At 59.7% G+C, this 17495-nt stretch carries 12 protein-coding genes; 6 read left to right on the forward strand and 6 right to left on the reverse strand.

Annotated elements, in window-relative coordinates; translation table 11 throughout:
* Nucleotides 1–275 precede the first annotated feature (275 nt).
* Both AC5P8J_RS17100 and AC5P8J_RS17105 read right to left on the reverse strand, forming a co-directional pair.
* Complete coding sequence (locus tag AC5P8J_RS17100; RefSeq protein ID WP_171953334.1) at nt 276–1073, reverse strand: siderophore-interacting protein; 798 nt, start codon at nt 1071–1073, stop codon at nt 276–278.
* A 60-nt stretch (nt 1074–1133) separates the two neighbouring features.
* Nucleotides 1134–1694 (reverse strand): PadR family transcriptional regulator, encoded by a 561-nt coding sequence (locus AC5P8J_RS17105; protein WP_495216989.1) that lies wholly within the window; start codon nt 1692–1694, stop codon nt 1134–1136.
* Between the two features lie 550 nt (nt 1695–2244).
* Between AC5P8J_RS17105 and aceE the strand changes: the two genes are divergently transcribed.
* Together aceE and AC5P8J_RS17115 are read left to right on the forward strand one after the other, a co-directional pair.
* The gene (gene aceE, locus AC5P8J_RS17110; RefSeq protein ID WP_012478970.1) at nt 2245–4932 is read left to right on the forward strand and encodes a pyruvate dehydrogenase (acetyl-transferring), homodimeric type; all 2688 of its coding nucleotides are present in this window, start codon (nt 2245–2247) and stop codon (nt 4930–4932) included.
* A gap of 239 nt (nt 4933–5171) precedes the next feature.
* Entirely contained in the window at nt 5172–6668 is a 1497-nt protein-coding gene (locus AC5P8J_RS17115) for a reverse transcriptase domain-containing protein (protein WP_495216990.1), read from the forward strand.
* A 22-nt stretch (nt 6669–6690) separates the two neighbouring features.
* Here the strand turns inward: AC5P8J_RS17115 and AC5P8J_RS17120 are convergent, their stop codons facing one another.
* The 4 genes from AC5P8J_RS17120 to AC5P8J_RS17135 all read right to left on the reverse strand — a co-directional run bounded on the left by AC5P8J_RS17120 (nt 6691) and on the right by AC5P8J_RS17135 (nt 12010).
* Complete coding sequence (locus AC5P8J_RS17120) at nt 6691–8319, reverse strand: TIGR04141 family sporadically distributed protein (RefSeq protein ID WP_495216991.1); 1629 nt, start codon at nt 8317–8319, stop codon at nt 6691–6693.
* A 1070-nt stretch (nt 8320–9389) separates the two neighbouring features.
* The gene (locus AC5P8J_RS17125; protein WP_495216992.1) at nt 9390–10316 is read right to left on the reverse strand and encodes an HNH endonuclease; all 927 of its coding nucleotides are present in this window, start codon (nt 10314–10316) and stop codon (nt 9390–9392) included.
* Between the two features lie 624 nt (nt 10317–10940).
* Nucleotides 10941–11309, reverse strand: a complete 369-nt coding sequence (locus AC5P8J_RS17130; RefSeq protein WP_164262238.1) for a hypothetical protein — start codon at nt 11307–11309, stop codon at nt 10941–10943.
* A 485-nt stretch (nt 11310–11794) separates the two neighbouring features.
* Nucleotides 11795–12010: a hypothetical protein gene (locus tag AC5P8J_RS17135; RefSeq protein WP_495216993.1), complete on the reverse strand. Its 216-nt coding sequence runs from the start codon at nt 12008–12010 to the stop codon at nt 11795–11797.
* Between the two features lie 167 nt (nt 12011–12177).
* On the opposite strand from AC5P8J_RS17135, the gene AC5P8J_RS17140 reads away from it, so the two are divergent.
* From AC5P8J_RS17140 to AC5P8J_RS17155, 4 genes are all read left to right on the forward strand, one after another.
* Nucleotides 12178–12555 (forward strand): hypothetical protein, encoded by a 378-nt coding sequence (locus AC5P8J_RS17140; protein WP_495216994.1) that lies wholly within the window; start codon nt 12178–12180, stop codon nt 12553–12555.
* Nucleotides 12556–12743: 188 nt separating this feature from the next.
* Nucleotides 12744–13388 (forward strand): DUF1629 domain-containing protein, encoded by a 645-nt coding sequence (locus tag AC5P8J_RS17145; protein WP_495217013.1) that lies wholly within the window; start codon nt 12744–12746, stop codon nt 13386–13388.
* 34 nt (nt 13389–13422) lie between these two features.
* On the forward strand, nt 13423–16770 hold the full coding sequence (locus AC5P8J_RS17150; RefSeq protein ID WP_495216995.1) for an XVIPCD domain-containing protein: 3348 nt from the start codon (nt 13423–13425) through the stop codon (nt 16768–16770).
* A 44-nt stretch (nt 16771–16814) separates the two neighbouring features.
* Entirely contained in the window at nt 16815–17453 is a 639-nt protein-coding gene (locus tag AC5P8J_RS17155; RefSeq protein WP_494533703.1) for a hypothetical protein, read from the forward strand.
* The last annotated feature ends 42 nt before the right edge of the window (nt 17454–17495 follow it).

Raw genomic sequence — 17495 nt, forward strand, 5'->3', positions numbered from 1 at the left:
AGCTCGAGGGTTCGCCGATCGCGGAACGAAGAGCAGCCGAGCATGGGCTCGGCTCTACACAGTCAAAGGCGTGCGGACCAACGGTCCGCACCCACCAGGGAATGTGCATGGCCGCCGATGACCCCTGTAGAGCCGAGCCCATGCTCGGCTCATCGCGCGTAACGCGAGGGTGGAGCGAAAAGCAGCCGAGCGTGGGCTCGACTCCACATGGTCAAGGGCGTGCGGGCCAACGGTCCGCACCCACCAAGCAGGGTCCGCACCCACCGGCTGCCCGGTCAATCGCCGTCGGTTTCGTCCGGGTGGGCCTTCCAGTAGCCGGTGGAACGAATCCAGTCGCGCGGCACGCCCAGGTGGCCTTCGATGAACTTGCGCATCATCCGCGCGCGGCGCGATTCGGTGGCAATCCAGTAGAAGACATCGCCGTCCGGGGCCTCGAAGTCGGTCAGCATGTCTTCCAGCAGCGTACTGCTGGCCGCCGGAAAGCCGTTGCGCTCCAGCCAGTGGATGCGCACGTTCTCGTACTGCGGCAGGTCCTGGCGTTCGGCTTCGTCGCGCACTTCAATGAAGGCCTGCACCTCGGCACCGTCCGGCAGCACGTCCAGCCAGCGGGCGATGGCCGGCAGCGCGGTCTCATCGCCGATCAGCACGTAGGCGTCGTAGCTGTCGGCCACCACGAACGAGCCGCGCGGACCGCCGATCACCAGCGTGTCGCCGGGCTGTGCGCGCTCGGCCCACGGCCCGGCCACGCCCTGGTCGTGCAGCACGAAGTCGATGGCCAGCTCGCCGGTTTCGTGATCCCACCAGCGCGGGGTGTAGTCACGCGACGGCGAAGGCTCCTTGCCGTCCGGGTAGCTGCGGCCTTCGGCGGTCAGCACCGGCAGCACCATCTCGCCCGCAGCGTTGGGGAAGAACAGCTTGATGTGGTCGTCGGCGCCGGGCGAATCGAAACCGGCCAGCTCTGCGCCACCCAGCACGATGCGGCGCATGTGCGGGGTGACCTCTTCGGTGCGCAGCACGGTCAGTTCACGGAAGCGCACATCCAGGCGCAGGCGCGTGTTGTTGTGTTCGGTCATGGGGGTTACCTGTAAGGGCGTCGCGCGGGGGCGCGCGGCATGGGGGAGACCTGGCTGGAGTCAGTCTGGCTGGGTCGTTGAAAACGGTGGGCTCTCGCTGCCGACGGTACCGTTGAGCAGGGCCGAGGCCCGCGTCAGCAGCGCCGCCACTTCGTCCGCCTCGCCCTCGGCCCAGCGGCCGTGGTGATGCACCAGCGCCCGCTTGAACTCGCGCAGGGCAGTGGCCAGCGGCGGCGGCAGCGAAGCCTTGGTGATCTCGCGGGCGCGGTCGCAGGCACGCCGCTGCGCCAGGCGTACCTGGGTGCGCTGCACCTTCAGCTCGAACTCGCCAGCAGCGGTGATGCGGAAGATCCGCTTGCCGTCGACTTCCTCGGCCTCGATCCAGCCGGCCTGCTCGAAGCTGGCCAGCAGCGGGTACATGGTGCCGGCGCTGGGCGTATAGGCCTGCATGAACTGGTTGCTGATCAGCTGCATCAGCTCGTAGCCATGGCGCGGCTGCTCGCCGATCAGGGCCAGCACCAGCAGGCGCAGGTCACCGCGGCTCAGCACGCGTGGCTGGCCGTTGCGGCGCGGCACCGCGGGATCGGTGGAACGGGCTCTGGCAGAAGGGGGGCGGCTCATTTCGATATATCGGTAAACGAGTGTGCAAACGATATATCGATATATCGAAGCCGGCAATCATCGATCCGGCCACAAGCAGGTGCGATTTGGGCCACGGCTGGCCGCGGGCCCACAGCAAAAAGGGGCGCCCCTTGCAGGGCGCCCCGGCGGCGAACCGTGGAAGGGAGCAGGGCCGCCAGGCCCCTCACTCGCGGCCCACGCTGGACCCGCTGCCGGTACCGATCCAGAGGCAGGTGCGACATGTTGTCGCCGGTTCAGTACCGTTGCCCGAACCGCCCCTACAGCGGTGCCGGAGTTGCCCTACAACCGTCATCGGCAGCGGTAACACTGCGTCCTGCGGATGGGCGCAGCGGCCCGCAAGCGACAGCCCGCGCCGCCGCCAAGGCCCGCCGCAGGGCCATCAGCGGGCCCGGCAAGCCCCTTGCGGACACTGGCCGGTTGCATCCATACGCCTGCGTAGCCAAGTGACGAAAGCCCTTGGTGCGCTACACTTTGCGGTCTAGAAATCTATACAACAGTCGCGCGCGTGCGTGCGGTTATGGGAGCGCTAATGAACTGGTTGAACGAGGTGCTGAACAACGACCCGAATCCTGTGGAAACCCAGGAGTGGATCGAGTCGTTGAAGGCCGTTATTGATGTCGAGGGCTCCGAGCGCGCGCATCAGCTGCTGGAAGGCATGGTGGAACTGACCCGTCGTTCGGGCGCCTACCTGCCGTTCTCTCCCACCACCGAATACGTCAATACCATCGAACCGCAGTTCGAGGCCAAGAGCCCGGGCAACGCCGAGCTGGAATGGCGCATCCGTTCGATCATCCGCTGGAACGCGATGGCCACCGTGGTGCGCGCCAACCGCAAGCCGGGTGACCTGGGCGGCCACATCGCCTCGTTCGCCTCCGGCGCCACCCTGTACGACGTGGGCTTCAACCACTTCTGGCGCGCCCCGAGCGAAAACCACCCGGGCGACCTGCTGTTCATCCAGGGCCACAGCGCCCCGGGCATCTACGCACGTTCCTTCCTGGAAGGCCGCATCAGCGAAGAGCAGCTGGACAAGTTCCGCATGGAAGTGGACGGCGGTGGTCTGTCCTCGTACCCGCACCCGTGGCTGATGCCGGACTACTGGCAGACCCCGACCGTGTCGATGGGCCTGGGCCCGCTGGCCGCCATCTACCAGGCGCAGTTCATGCGCTACCTGGAAAACCGTGGCCTGATCGAGAAGTCCGACCGCAAGGTGTGGTGCTTCATCGGCGACGGCGAGAGCGACGAGCCGGAAACCCTGGGTGCCATCGCGCTGGCCGGCCGTGAAGGCCTGGACAACCTGATCTTCGTGGTGAACTGCAACCTGCAGCGCCTGGACGGTCCGGTGCGCGGCAACGGCAAGATCATCCAGGAACTGGAAGGCGTGTTCCGTGGCGGCGGCTGGAACGTGATCAAGCTGCTGTGGGGCGGTTACTGGGATGCCCTGCTGGCCAAGGACACCAACGGCGTCCTGAAGAAGCTGATGATGGAAACCGTCGACGGCGAATACCAGAACTGCAAGGCCTTCGGCGGCGCGTATACCCGCGAGCATTTCTTCGGCAAGTACCCGGAAACCGCCGCGATGGTCGCCGGCCTGAGCGACGACGACATCTGGCGCCTGAACCGTGGTGGCCACGACCCGCACAAGGTGTACGCCGCCTACCACCAGGCCGTGAACACCAAGGGCATGCCGACCGTCATCCTGGCCAAGACCGTGAAGGGTTACGGCATGGGCAGCGCCGGTGAGGCACTGAACCCGACCCACCAGACCAAGAAGCTGGACGACGAAGCGGTGCGCCACTTCCGCGACCGCTTCAACATTCCGGTGACCGACGCGCAGCTGGCCGACGGCCAGGTGCCGTTCTACCACCCGGGCCCGGATTCGCCGGAAGTGCAGTACCTGCAGGAACGCCGTGCCGCGCTGGGCGGTTACCTGCCGCAGCGCCGCCGCAAAGCCGACAAGACCTTCGTGGCGCCGAAGCTGGAAGCCTACGAGCGCCTGCTGAAGAGCAGCGGCGAGCGCAGCTACTCCACCACCATGGCCTTCGTGCAGAGCCTGAACATCACCCTGCGCGACAAGGAACTGGGCCCGCACATCGTGCCGATCGTGGCCGACGAAGCCCGTACCTTCGGCATGGAAGGCCTGTTCCGCCAGATCGGCATCTACGCGCCGTTCGGCCAGAAGTACAAGCCGGTGGACGCCGACCAGCTGATGTTCTACCGCGAAGACCAGAGCGGCCAGGTGCTGCAGCAGGGCATCAGCGAGCCGGGCGCGATCAGCTCGTGGATGGCGGCCGGTACCAGCTACTCGGTCAGCAACGTGCCGATGCTGCCGTTCTACATCTATTACTCGATGTTCGGCTTCCAGCGCGTGGGCGACATCGCCTGGCAGGCCGCCGACATGCGTACCCGCGGCTTCCTGCTGGGTGGCACCGCCGGCCGCACCACGCTGAACGGTGAAGGCCTGCAGCACGAAGATGGCTTCAGCCATCTGGTGGCCGGTGGCATCCCGAACGTACGCAGCTACGACCCGACCTTCGGCTTCGAAGTGACGGTGATCCTGCAGCACGGCACCAAGCGCATGATGGAAGACCAGGTGGACGAGTATTACTACGTCACCCTGATGAACGAGAACTACACCCACCCGGAAATGCCGGAAGGCGCGGCCGAAGGCATCGTCAAGGGCATGTACCTGCTGACCGACGCCGGCAAGCCGAAGAAGGGCGAGCTGCGCGTGCAGCTGCTGGGTTCGGGCACCATCCTGCGCGAAGCCATTGCCGCGGCCGAGCTGCTGGACAAGGACTTCGGCGTGACCGCCGACATCTGGAGCTGCCCGAGCTTCAACGAACTGCGTCGCGATGGTTTCGACGTGGAACGTGCCAACCGCCTGCATCCGGAAGGTGAGCAGCGCAAGGCCTACGTGACCGAGCTGCTGGAAGGCCGCCAGGGCCCGGCGATTGCCGCCACCGACTACGTGCGTGCCTATGCGGACCAGATTCGCGCGTTCGTGCCGATGAGCTACACGGTGCTGGGTACGGATGGGTTTGGTCGTTCGGATACGCGTGCAAACCTGCGCCGGTTCTTTGAGGTGGATCGGTACTACATCGCCCATGCCGCGATTGCGGCGCTGGCGAAGGAAGGGAAGATGACCGCGAAGGATGTGGCCCGGGCGATCAAGCAGTACAAGATTGATCCGGAGAAGGCTAATCCTGTTGGGGTTTGACCTAGCTACCAGGGGCACGGGTTAACGCCTGTGCCTCTGAGCTTGAATAGAGCTCAAGAATAGGGAAGAATCCACATATGCCCCAAGGGGGCTAGCGGGACCGATCTAAGGCGGTATGCCGTTCGGAGCCGAGGTGCGAACTGAGGCCACCTGATATCCTACTTTACCCGATTGGTACCGTGGCCCGAGCTCGCTCGGGCTTTTTTTTACTCTTTTTTCTTGGCATCAAGGAGGGATAAGTGATTAGCGAGAAGGATTTGGCTGCCGAGATTGTCTTAGAGTGCAACAAGCTAATTCGGCGATATGAGGTTTACCACAATAATCTCCACGCGGAGACTGTGCGCATGGCGAGAAGACTCGGTGTGGTGCCTGCGAAAATTGTAATTAAACCCGACTATTGGAAAAAAAATAAAAAGTTCGATCCGTTCTATTGTCGCGGCAGGGCTCGAGCAATGGCGAGGTCCATTGTTCGTAAGATTATTCTAAAAACGTACAGTCCAGAGCCGCCCCACGAGAAAGATATTCCAAAGGCTTCAGGGGGGAAGCGCAAGCTGCGCATTTACCAGATTCCTGATGCTGTGGTTTCCAAGATCGTGTACGAGCGGATGCTATCGAAGAATAGGCATCGATTTAGTGCATTTTCATATGCCTATAGAGATGATCGCAATGTTCATTTTGCGATACAGGACATGCATTCAGACATATCTGGATTTGATCGTGCATACATTGCGGAGTACGACTTTTCAGATTTTTTCGGAAACATATCCCATCGGCATCTCGAGGAGCAGCTTAATTCAAATGGATTGCTGATTAGTGACGAGGATGAGTGGATACTCAAGAAATTCCTTCTGAGCGATAGGGGAATTCCTCAGGGAACTTCGGTTTCGCTATTCCTGGCAAATGTGGCGTGCCTCTCTCTGGATAAGTCTCTAGAAAAGATTGGGGTCAAGTTCGCTCGCTATGCTGATGATACAGTCATCTGCAGCGATAGCTATGATTCAATCTGCAGAGCTGTTCGCTGTATTTCGGAATTTTCTCGCCAGTCTGAGGTAAAGATAAACTTTGCCAAGTCGGAAGGGATTAGTATGCTTTCCGATATGACCGGTAAGGCGGAGATGCGAGAAAAGCACAGCTTTGATTTTCTCGGCTATGCGGTTTCAATGCGAGCGCTCGGCATCAAAAAATCCTCTGAGCAAAGAATTAAGAGGCGAATATCATACCTGCTCTACAGAAATCTTCTTCAGCCGCTTAAGGGGCCCGCCCTCGCAGGCGTTCGTGTTCCAGTTGGGTATGACCCGGACCTGATTACAGCCATGTTGCAGGTGCGGCGGTACGTTTGTGGGAGTCTTTATAAGTCTGATTTTCACAACTATCTTAATTCAGGAATTGGGCAGATTAGATTTCGGGGTGTGATGAGCTTCTATCCGCTCGTAACGGACGAGGAACAACTTATGTCGCTGGACGGATGGCTGACATCGACCGTTTTTCGAGTGCTGAAACTTAGAGCGAGAAAATACGCTGCGCACGGGCATCCCAGTGTAGGGGCTGTGTTCCCCTTTGGTGTGCCAAAGGCCCGCCTAGTCTCCGCGCTTGACTCTATGAGCTATTCGGGACGAAAGCTTCTGGAAATTCCGAGCTTTCTCTTGGTTTCTCGGGCGATGAGAAAGGCTATTAATGAGCACGGGATTTCCTATGTGATGGATCCTAAATCGAGTCGGTACGCCTACAGAACCTAGGCTACTGCGTTTCGAAATTCACTCATAATGGCTGCTTTTTTGGCTTTTGCTTCTTAATAAGTGGCAACTGAGGGTCAATGGGGATCGCGGTAAGCTTCACTTGATAGCCCAATGCCAGAAGCTGCGAGGCCGCGTTTTTCAATGAAACTTTCGAGAAGAAGGGGAGCTCGGACGGAATCGATTTATTCGTTGCGATCGCATAAGTTATCGTATAATTTGATGCGTTAGGACGGGATTTTGCGTCTTTTAAAGCAATGTTCTGCGGAAGCTTCTTGTTAAGTCGCTGGCGAAACGCTTCGTCCTTTACAAATGCCTCTGCGGCGGTTAGCCCTTGTGCAAATAAGTGGCTTAGGGTGGCTGATGAGCGGTAATACTTTACGTGAATGAAATTTTCGGACCCTTCAATTAGGTCGCAAAACTCGATCTTATCGAGTGGCCCGCCTAGTTGAATGTTATTCTTGTCCATTAGATGCAGGTCATCGACCAGATTTGATGCATGTTGGTTGTATTCGCCCTCATTTGCGAAAGAGTAAATTGGAAGCGAATTGGTTATGACTGGTATTTTGGTCAGGCTATCATCTATTCTTTTGATGAAGTCAGATTCAATCCTGAACCACGCGCCATTCCGAAGCGTGAACCTGTCGTCCCCTTCGGAGATCTCTGCGTAAAGGCATCTGTAGGCGGACCAGCTTCGAATTGAGTTGTATTCTGAATTGTTTATATGGACAGTCGACGACTTAATTGTAGATAGACAGAGCTCTATGCCCTTGGATTCGATGTATTCGCGTAAATCGGAGATCTGCAGAACTTGGTGCCTAGGGGTGTTGGGGCGCATATCAAATGAGTACCCCGCGTTTGATTCCCAGTCTACAATTTCAGGCTCCCCCATCCATAGATTGCCTTCTCCATCTCGCTTAATTAGATCGTCGAGTAATAAGTCCAGCAGATTCAGCGTGTCGGGATCTCGAACCCTTGCGACGTTATCAATCCAGCTATAGGCTGAAGGCAGTGGCTCCCTAAATAGTTGGAGAGCCTTTGTGAGGATCGGTAATATTCCCGGAATGTCTGTCTCGACCATCAGTGTAAGTGCGTCCCGACCAGTGATGTGGCTTCCCAATATGGGAAATCTGCACGCGCCGGTAACCGCGTATACTAGATCTGATTCTGAGTTTGCCTGCAAGTCAAATATGTCGGACTGGGTGGTGCTTTGTGTCCTAGAGCTTAAAGGGCTATCGTCGTAACTTGCTTTGTCTAGACTTCTTAGTTTGTCTGGCTCTACTGCGTTTAATGTTACACGCAGTCCAAAATCTCGTTCCATAGATTCAGGGTGGATGAGGTGAAACCCGGATCCAAAGGAAATCAAAAATACTCTACGTTCTAGCTTGATGAGGAGCACTGCCCCTACGCTTGCACTCTTTCCAAACTTCATCTCAGGTGCACCTGGGTGCTCAGTTAGAAGATGAGCCCAGGCGGGGGTTTTGGATGGCGGCTCTTTCTTTATGAATACAATGGCTTCTTCGCAGTCAACCGGAATATGGTGTGCTACTTCAACCATTTCTTGTTTAAGGAGGAATCCGTAGTCTTGAAATCCTTCTCTGGCAAGATAAATTGACAGTTTTTCTTTGCGTGGCCCATCTCTCATGGCGGTCATATCCCCTGATGTGTGAGAGCCCAGAGATGATGCTAACCGAATTGTGCTCCATGTACATATCTAATGATCCGTCAGGCTTCTGTCTAGGTCACGTGGTTAATGTGGTGGCATAGGCAGCCTATGGGATTAGCATCGTCAGTGCCTGATGAGGGCCGGTTGCAAGAGGTGAGCCACTCAGCGACCAACTGTGAAGCCTGCAGTTGGAGTTCGAAACCACGCTTGCGCACGCATTGCTTCTCCAGCGCCGGAATTACTTGGCCCACGATCCCATTCTGCTGTGGGTAGTGTGGGGTGTTGAACTCCTACCGCAGGCAACAGCTGCGCTCCAGGCGAATGTGGTTGCTGTTGGTGAACACCAGCAATTGCTAGATCGCGGCAGTAGGGGAGCCGCAGGTAGCTGTCGCGCGCCACATTCGATTACCAACGCCAGACTCAGCCAACCACCCTAGGCCGCGCCAGACCTATAAACCCTTGAGCCGGTTGACGAGCTGCAAGGTGTCCTTGTTCACGAGCAACGCGCCGATAGCGAGGTGGCCGAATGAGGGCATGGCCTAGATTGTCTCACTCACTGATTGGCTCTTTCAGCTCGGGCTTTGCCTCGGCCACACCATTCATCGGCTTGTGGTACGTCGCCCGACCCGCCATTCGGAACCATTGACAGAGCTTCCTCATCGTCACCGTGGTGCCTTCGTCATTTGCCCTCGCTTGATGGCCAAGCACATCGGCCCTCGTCATTTCAGCAGAGAAGCCTGCCCCTTACGGGGAGCGGATCTCCAAAATCACCTTGCTAAAGGTTTCCTTCAGGTCTTTCAGTTGTCGCTAGCGCATCTTAAGTACGTCCTCTGTACTCGCCCGCAGGGCCTTCACATAGTGCCCTTGCCATCTTCGCCCAGCTATCGATCATGAGTGGAGCCGCGTCGCGTAGGTGGCTACCTTCGCCTGGACCTGGACGAGCTTAAAGACCAACGACGACTTGCATCGCGCGGACTAGCGTTTGATCCCTTCTTCCGCCAATTCGCTCATTGGTGTCTACCTCGTGGAAGCCACACCGAGGGGAAATCAGTGGGTCGCTACAGAAAGTTTGGCGGACAATGCTCTTGGGAATGTGATGGAAGATTGCGGCGATCAAAAACAAGGTCTCGGTGGAATTCCAAGAAGCTAATCTGCTTCAGCGAGAAAACCCCATATCGAAGTGATGTATCCAAGTCCAGACCAAGCCGAACTTGCACGTCAGACGGTAGTCTGCTCGAAATCAGCAGGCGACCGGCCGACGAGAAGCTAATCCAGCCGCGATCAAAGAGCAGGTCCGCATGCGGAGCCAGGAGAAGGCCATTCTCCCCATCAATGCGCTCGCTATGAGTACTATCTGCCCAGGGTTTGATATGGCTCGCGCGGAGGAATCTTAGGTCCTCAATGCCGGTCAGTCGGCAGCCCTTTTCGACGCCGATCAGACGCTCACGGAACAGGCGTTGCTTCGTCCGCACTTCGGTTTCGCGTCTTGTGCTGGTGGCGCCGACGTCATCGACAGCGGCATCGATCTCAGCTTGCTCCGACTCACTTGCCGCGAGGCCCAGTGAGGTCTCCAGTGATCTCAAGCGGAACACGATCGCAGATCTAGGCTGCCCTTCTCGATCTGGCGTGCCAGGTTGCACGTAGGAGGACTGGCACATGAACCTGCCAAGGTACCGGTAGGGCCGCCCCTTGCCCATCATCTGAAATACCACGAGCGTCTTGCCATCTTTGACGTGCTCGCCGATCGCTCGGTTGCCCGCCACATACTTCATGTCTCCGACTTGACCCTCGCCGAAGTAATGAAAGACCTCGTCGTCGTCCCAGAAGTCATGGTAGCCATGAGACGCGCCGGCCTCGCCAGTGAACGCGATGACTAGCGGATGCTCCTTGGGTGTCGAAATGCCGCCTTGCTGTTGCCCGCCAAATACACCGTGGATCTGCTTTTGACGGTTGTAGAGCGCGCCCACCTCGAATGGGAGTTCCATCCTAGATCCCTGTCCCAGAAGCTACGTGCCCAGGATTTTAGCCAGAACCAGGTTCCTTGTGTCATTGGTTGACGCGTTTGGCCGCCAGGAGAGGGTGCAGATGGCGGGCTATTGGGACGTAGACCTAGAGCAGCTGTTCTCAGGTGCGCTCAAGTTCCTCCTGCGTCTCTCTGGTGAGCCCCAACCATCTTTCCAGCGCTGTAGCTCTATTGCATCGCTTGCGCCCGTAGACATATTGACTATCAGAAGACTCGGCCCAGAGTTGTCCACGAACAGAACGGCATCGCCGCGTACGCTGATATCAAAGAAGCGTCTACTGGAATCATGCTTTCCGATGATGACGCCTTGGCAAGCCAATGCTTCGGCGAAGCTCTCGGCTTCGGCCTGAAACAGGGCAAACTCCGAGTCAGTGAGTCTTGGGTAGTTCTCAAGACTCATTGTGGTGGCTGGCGCGTACGTCCCTCCAATGATCAATCCCGATAGCACTGCCGTCGTCAGGGCAAGCAAAGTCCGGCTCGGCATAGTGAGGCCAGTGTTGGAGGCTAAAGGCTCAGACAGCGGAGAATGCTTCGGACCGTGCATACGATCCGCGCATTGCATTCGATGTGCGCAGCGAGGCGCGCTCTACTCCCGCACATGCAACCGCTCAGCAACCTGCGCAGTCAACGCCACACACGCCATCTTCAACCCCTCCATCACTCGATCTCCCAGGTACTCCTCGGGCGCACCGTTCTGCCGGGTGCGCTCCGCAGCCAGCATCAGCTCGGCCACCACACGCAGCCCTGCCAGCGCGCAATCCGCATCCGCCAGCTGAAGACACCGCCCAGGCAGTTGATGCCGTTCCGGCCAAGGCTGGCCATCCGCAGCCGCACCGGTCCCGATGCGGCGTAGCGTGGCGACGAAGGCGTTGGGATCGACGGATCGTTCGCGCGCGGGTTCGGCGTTGTCCGGATCGTATTGCGCGTGCAGGGAACGGAAGTCCGATGTGTTCATGGCAATGCTCCGTACAGGACAGATAGCAGCGCCACCGATAAAGGTGGCGGACGGTGCGGGCTCGAAAACCGGTATGTACCAGACCGGCGGATCCGAAGATCCCCACGCACCGCCCGCCATGGAAACGCGAACGGATTGCCAGCCGGCGCCACACAAACGGTGGCGCCGGCTGGCAAGCGCATACATCTGGTACATAGACGGGTTTCCGAGTCCCGCGCCACCCTTCTCCGGTGGCATGCCAAGGTGTACTCGCATGGTTGCGAGATGCCAAGAAACCGTAGACCGCAGAGGCCGTAAATGCTGACGCTTACGGCATTGTTGCATGGAGCAGGCGTGGCAGAACCCTTGCGGTGCGGTGGTTTCGGCCGGTGTTAAGTTATCGCCGGAATGCGCATTGAAAAGCACGGTTTGTAGCTGTTCGGGATCCCAAAAGCGACACGTAGCCCACGGGGCCCATTCGCGTGGCGTGCCGATTGCGACACAGCTTAACTTTGCAGCGCCACGCCTGGCCGTGGCCACAGCGCATCGTCGCGCTCCAGGTCGTAGTCGCTGCCGAACGCCAGTGCTGCTTCGCGAGGCGGAAGGTCTGCGTAGCAGCCCAGCAGGTACTCATCCATGTCGGCATCGCGGTGGTCGATGGCGAACAGGTGGAGGAGCTCCTTGTCGAAGGCTTCCAGCCAGGTGGGGTCGATTCTGATCATGGGCATCCTCCAGTGAGAAGAGAAGCGTGGCTGCGATGCGTCTCACAGGGCGGGACGCGCCGTCGGCCGTCCGCAAAATTTCATTGCGGTCCGATTGCGCACCAATGCATGCCAGAGTAAAAGGGGACCGTGGTTGCCCATCGCAACATCCATAGGAAAGGAGACCCATGGCTGCCATCGAAGACAATGACGCGCTGTTCGATTCTCAGTTGATCATCGGTCCCACGATCGTTGCGGGAAGCAACCTGCTTCGCCGTCTGCAGGCGGCGGGCGAGTTCGACATCAACTCTGCACACAATTGGCTGTACCTGCCCATTGAGCAGGCGTTCGCAGATGAGCTGGGATGCGCGCGCTATGTGCAGGAGCCGATTGACGCCTACTCACAGGGCATGTTGCAGCAGTTGGCTGCCATCGAGGCCTCGCCAGACGGGCAGGGGGCGCTTGAAGGCGATCTAGGCTCTACCGTTCGGGCAGTGGAGGCCGTGAGGATGCTGCAGGACACGGTGAGGGTGGCGCTGATCAATGGGGATCTGGAGTTGGCATAGCGGAGCTGAAGCTGGGGAGTGCCAGCTCTTGGAGCTTCGGTGCGTTGGGAACGTACGACAGCTATGTCACGCAGGGGCAACGTCCGGCAGGTGTGGCGCCAGCTTTCACGTAAATGAAAGGAGGTCACTTTCCTCTCCTTCAGGTTGGCTCTAGGCTATCAATTAGGATTTTGTAAGGAATGAATATCATGGAGCAAATGGAGTCAACTCAGCCCAGACGCGGAGAATTCTTCCTCTTAATGCCGGACACTACTCGCGGGGGAAAGGGTCACGGGGTAGTGTTCGAGAATGTGAAGAAACTTCGCACGCCTCCACGGCTGATCCTACGTCCTGAAGGGGGGGGATTTCCACCTATGGCAGAGAAACCACTGTTGGTTCACTCGCCCAAGAAGGGGGGGCTTCCTGAAGATCTTGAAGGAGGAATGAGCGGTTACTGGCTCGTCTCGGAGCGCTTGCGTAATGCGTTCGTCTCTGTCGATCCCGACGGATTCGAGTTTGCGGAGAGCGAATACCGCCTCGCCAATGGATCTGAAGGGCCGCGCTACTTCCTCTGCGATGTGACCCGAGTGATCGATGCGGTCGATGAAGCTGCGTCAAAGCTCCGCGTTGTTCGCGACGAGGGCTATCCCGGAGGCAAGTTTTACGATCTCAGGGGTGGAAGTTCCCTGGCGTTCCGAAAGGATGTCATCAACCAGGCGCACATATTCCGAACGCCGTACTCAGGGAACCTGGTTTTCTGTGACAGCGCTTTGCGCGATGCGGTTCTGGCCGCCGGCATCGGTGATAGGGGCGAGTCGCGAGGACTATCGTTTACGGACGCAGCTGATATCTGAGTCCGCTGGTTGAACTCAAGGAAGAGGTCGCTCTATGCCGCGTAGCAGTCCGATTCTTCAGAAGCACCATGTGCTTGAGCAACAAACCTTCAATAACAACGATTTTCTGCAGGCATTGGTGGATGCAGAGCTCGTTGAGAAGGATGTGTTCGAGAACCTGCTCTACATGCCGGCAGACAAGAGGCTCGCTGCTGCCATGGGTGTTTCCCCTCATGGCGGGGGGCCGATCAAGGACTATCAAAACGGAATCACCTTCTCTCTGGAGATGATCGAGGCATCACCAGACGGCCAAGCTGCGCTTCGCGGTGACGTGGCTGCGATGCAGCGCGTGGCAGCTCAGGTCAACGGCCTTCGCGACACGATGACGATTGGCCTAGTCAACGGTGATCTTTACACGAACGCTCCTCTTGGCATGGATTCAGATGCCATCAGGCCGCGGACGCAGGCATTCTTCGGAAATATCGATCGCTACGCGCAGGTCCACTCTTCGCAGTACGGCGCGTTGACTGGCATGCGTCCAGACGAGCGAATGCATCTTCTAGTGACCAGAACTGAATCGCGCATTGTGGCCTTGCTGGATGTCCATGATCAGTTCGGCACCAAGCTGACTAAAGGAAGTGATCTTGAGCTTCAGAGGAACAGCTTGTCGGCGGCAATCTCCGATGCGCAACAGTCTGGTCGGATTGTCATGACGGAGCCGGGCATCCTGAAAGTGGAGCGAGTACTAGGTGAGGAGGCTGCCTATCGCATTCGTGCGCCTCGCTTGCAGCAAGGCGGCATCACTATGGACTTGCTCCTCGGCGAGGCCTCCACGAGCCAACTGATCCGCTCCGGTGGCCTGCTCGCCTCCGGCGCCGACGCGGTCATCACCGCCCGCCGCACCTCGCAGCTGCTGGAAGAAGGCAACGGCACCGCCGCCCTGTCCGAGCTCACCCATGCCTTGGCGCGCAACGGCGGTGGCTGGGTCGGTGGCATGGCCACCGCGTCGGTGATCGGCACGTCCAGCTTCGTCCCTGCGGCCATCGTCGCGGGCGATGCGCTGCTGATGAGCAAGGCGTTCGACAAGGGCGCCGATCTGCTCGACAACCGCGCCGTCTACCGGCAGACCGACAAGGCCGGTGTCACATGGCAGTTCGATGGCCTGAACTGGCAGCGCCAGGCGGTCATGGACAGCGCGGGCGACGGCCTGGGCAATCCGGCTGAGCGCAGTGTGGGCGCCAGTTACGAGAAGGCCCGCGAGCTGGGCGCATACGCCCATGTAAAAGCGGTAGAGCTGGCGCTGGGCAAGGCACCGCCGCCGCAGGATCCTTTCAGCATCCCGGCGAAGGACGGCGAGGGCCGTCTGGACAATCCCAACTGGCACCGCGATGCGCAGACCGAACAGTGGACGCGACAGGTCAAGATTGGCGTGTCCGGCGCCAACGACCGGGGTGTGTACGAGACGCAGACCGCCAGTCCCGAACGCGCCAACGAGTTGAATCGCGAGGCGGTGCAACGCATCGAGAACAACATCGCCAACGGCAAGGCCGCCATTGCCGCCAGCTATCTGGAGACCTACGCCGCTACCCGTGCCAGCGACTTCGTGCCGCTGGTGCCGGAGGCGGTGGAGCAGGCCCGTGCCAGGCCCGACGCCATCCAGGGCTCGGACAACCAGCTTTACCAGCGCGATGAAGAAGGGCAATGGCACCACGCTGGCCAGATCGCGCAGGGCAACATGGCGCTGGAGCTGGAGCTGACCCGCACCATCCAGCAGCCGTCGCTCGATCAGTTCAACCAGACCATTGCCGCATTGGACGCGCGAACGTTGCCATCTGCGGCGGAAGTGAACCAGAACGAGCTGCGCCACAGCTACTACGCTGCAGGCATTGCGCTGACCCCAGCGTGGGAGCAGGCCATTGCGCTGGCCACGACGCGCACGCGCGAGCAGCACGGCATTACGGGTCCCACGCTGCAGGAACTGGGGCCTGTAGCCGAGGGCAACGCGGGCGCCTCTCGGCCCATCACCCATTACCAGGTAGGCCAGGATGGCGTGGCACGCGCCGTCGCAACGACCAGTACGCAGGAGCTGCAGGCCGCATGGAATGAGGTGCGCGCGCGTGCCAATGAGCAGGCGCCGGTGCCGGAATCACCCGAGCTGCGCATTGCCGCGCTGTCGGCGGGTGAGCAGGAGGCGTACCGGCAGGCACTGCAGGAGGCAAATCGGCTGGGTGCTGCTCAGGTGGATGCAGGACAGGCTGCCCGAGCGGCCGCGCAGGTGGCACATGGCGACAAGCCATCCGAGCAGGATGGGAACGTGGAAGTGCGGCCTGAAGAGCCGGCAACTGCGCAACCCATCGCGCCTGCGACGGTTGTGGCAGCGCCGCCAGCGGTAGCGGTCACGTCACCGCCTACGCCCGCGCCGCGGGATAAGCCCGAGCCACAGCGGTACGCCGAGCAGCGCGATCCGCCGCGGCGTGAGGCGGAGCCGCAACCTCAGCCCCATCCAAACAGCGAGGCGCCTACCGAAAACCGTATCGCCTCACAGACGCCGGAGCCCGCTGGGCCGATGCAGGCACAACCGGCCGCACCTGAGCGCGCGACGCCGCATGTCGCCGCGCCTCTGGATGCGGCAACGCAGATGATGCCCACGCAGCGCACAGAGCAGGCATCGGAGTCGGAGCAGATGGCCCCGGTGCCTGCGGTCGCTCCCACTCCAAAGCAGGACATGGCAGTGCAGGAGAGTGAACCGGTGCCCTTCAAGGAGCCGCTGCCTGCTGAGCCTGCGCGCGATCCATGGCCTTTGGAGCAGGAAGCGGCACAACACGTGCCAGAGCCCGAAACGGCTCCATTGGATGACCACCAGCCCGTCACTGCGGCTGTCACTGTTCCTGCCGCGCCCAGGATAGCGCCAAGCCCTGAACCGACCGCGCCCGCACCGGATGAGGCATCGAGCCCGAACAGGGCGCTGCAGGACCCCACGCAGCCCGGCCACCCCGATCACGCGCTGTATCAGCAGATCCGCGAGGGCGTGGAAGCGCTGGACGCCAAGCACGGCCGCAGCTTCGATGAAGTCAGCGAACGCATGACGGCCAGCCTTCTGGTGCTGGCCAAGGACAACGACCTGGAACGGGTGGACCATGTGCTGGTGAGCAACGCCACGCACGAACACCCGGCTGGGCACACGCTGTTCGTGGTGCAGGGCGAGCCAAGCAATCCGGCGCATCAGCGCGCTGCGATGCCGACGGAGCTGGCGGCGCAGACATCAGTTGAAGAGTCACTGCAACAGTTCGACTCTGTCAGCCGTGAAGCGCATCAGCGTGCGCTTGCCAATCAGATGGATCAGCAGCTGGAAGATCAGCGGGTGCAGCACGACATCCAGATTCGTGCGGCCAGCGGGGGATGATCAACGTGTGAGCTGCACTGGGCGAACTGCGAAAAGGACCGAAGATGAAGCCACAAGGAAAGCGCCGGATCTGCATGCTCGCTGGACTGCTCGTTCTTCTGGCTACGGGGTGCCGACCCGAGGCGGCTCGCGACGCAGGCTCGATAGCAGAGGCCCATCGTCCGGATCTGGTGCCGCTTGTGCGCGCCATGCCCACCTCGTCAATGGATGAACCATTGGCGGTGGAATTCGATGTGGATGTTCCCAGCAAAAATTCCTCTCCAACGCTCATGATCGGCATTCGCGTTGACCGCACGGATAACACCGCGGCGTTTTGGGCACTGGCCGATGTTCGGGCGTCCGAGTTACAGGCGAAGGTTTCCATGCAGCGCCTGGAATCGAGTGGACGGAAGGACGTGCCCTTGCACCGGCTGGAATGGGTCATTGGGGAACCTGCCAGAACAATTCCCATCCCCGCCGATGGTCGAGTGACAAATGCGTGGCTGGACGATGTTGACGTGCTGGCGCTGCAGAATGCTGGGCTGGAACGACCCGATGATAACTATGCACAGCTGGCCTTCGCATGGGCACGCAATCCATCGCCGGGCCGATACCGGGTTGAAGTGCAACTGCACTCCCCTCTGCCACAGCTTGAGCCGTACCAGCCGGAACTGCTGGTTGCTTACCTGCGCAGGCCCAAGTAGCGAAGCAGTCAGCTTCTTGGATTGCTGGCTGGTTCACACATT

It is taken from the genome of Stenotrophomonas sp. YJH_SMC_37 (assembly GCF_059370035.1).

What these genes read in the sequence shown, in the direction of transcription:
- AC5P8J_RS17100 (WP_171953334.1), bottom strand. Translation starts at nt 1,073, where the DNA reads ATGACCGAACACAACAACACGCGCCTGCGCCTGGATGTGCGCTTCCGT.
- AC5P8J_RS17105 (WP_495216989.1), bottom strand. Translation starts at nt 1,694, where the DNA reads ATGAGCCGCCCCCCTTCTGCCAGAGCCCGTTCCACCGATCCCGCGGTG.
- aceE (WP_012478970.1), top strand. Translation starts at nt 2,245, where the DNA reads ATGAACTGGTTGAACGAGGTGCTGAACAACGACCCGAATCCTGTGGAA.
- AC5P8J_RS17120 (WP_495216991.1), bottom strand. Translation starts at nt 8,319, where the DNA reads ATGACCGCCATGAGAGATGGGCCACGCAAAGAAAAACTGTCAATTTAT.
- AC5P8J_RS17125 (WP_495216992.1), bottom strand. Translation starts at nt 10,316, where the DNA reads ATGGAACTCCCATTCGAGGTGGGCGCGCTCTACAACCGTCAAAAGCAG.
- AC5P8J_RS17130 (WP_164262238.1), bottom strand. Translation starts at nt 11,309, where the DNA reads ATGAACACATCGGACTTCCGTTCCCTGCACGCGCAATACGATCCGGAC.
- AC5P8J_RS17135 (WP_495216993.1), bottom strand. Translation starts at nt 12,010, where the DNA reads ATGATCAGAATCGACCCCACCTGGCTGGAAGCCTTCGACAAGGAGCTC.
- AC5P8J_RS17140 (WP_495216994.1), top strand. Translation starts at nt 12,178, where the DNA reads ATGGCTGCCATCGAAGACAATGACGCGCTGTTCGATTCTCAGTTGATC.
- AC5P8J_RS17145 (WP_495217013.1), top strand. Translation starts at nt 12,744, where the DNA reads ATGGAGCAAATGGAGTCAACTCAGCCCAGACGCGGAGAATTCTTCCTC.
- AC5P8J_RS17150 (WP_495216995.1), top strand. Translation starts at nt 13,423, where the DNA reads ATGCCGCGTAGCAGTCCGATTCTTCAGAAGCACCATGTGCTTGAGCAA.
- AC5P8J_RS17155 (WP_494533703.1), top strand. Translation starts at nt 16,815, where the DNA reads ATGAAGCCACAAGGAAAGCGCCGGATCTGCATGCTCGCTGGACTGCTC.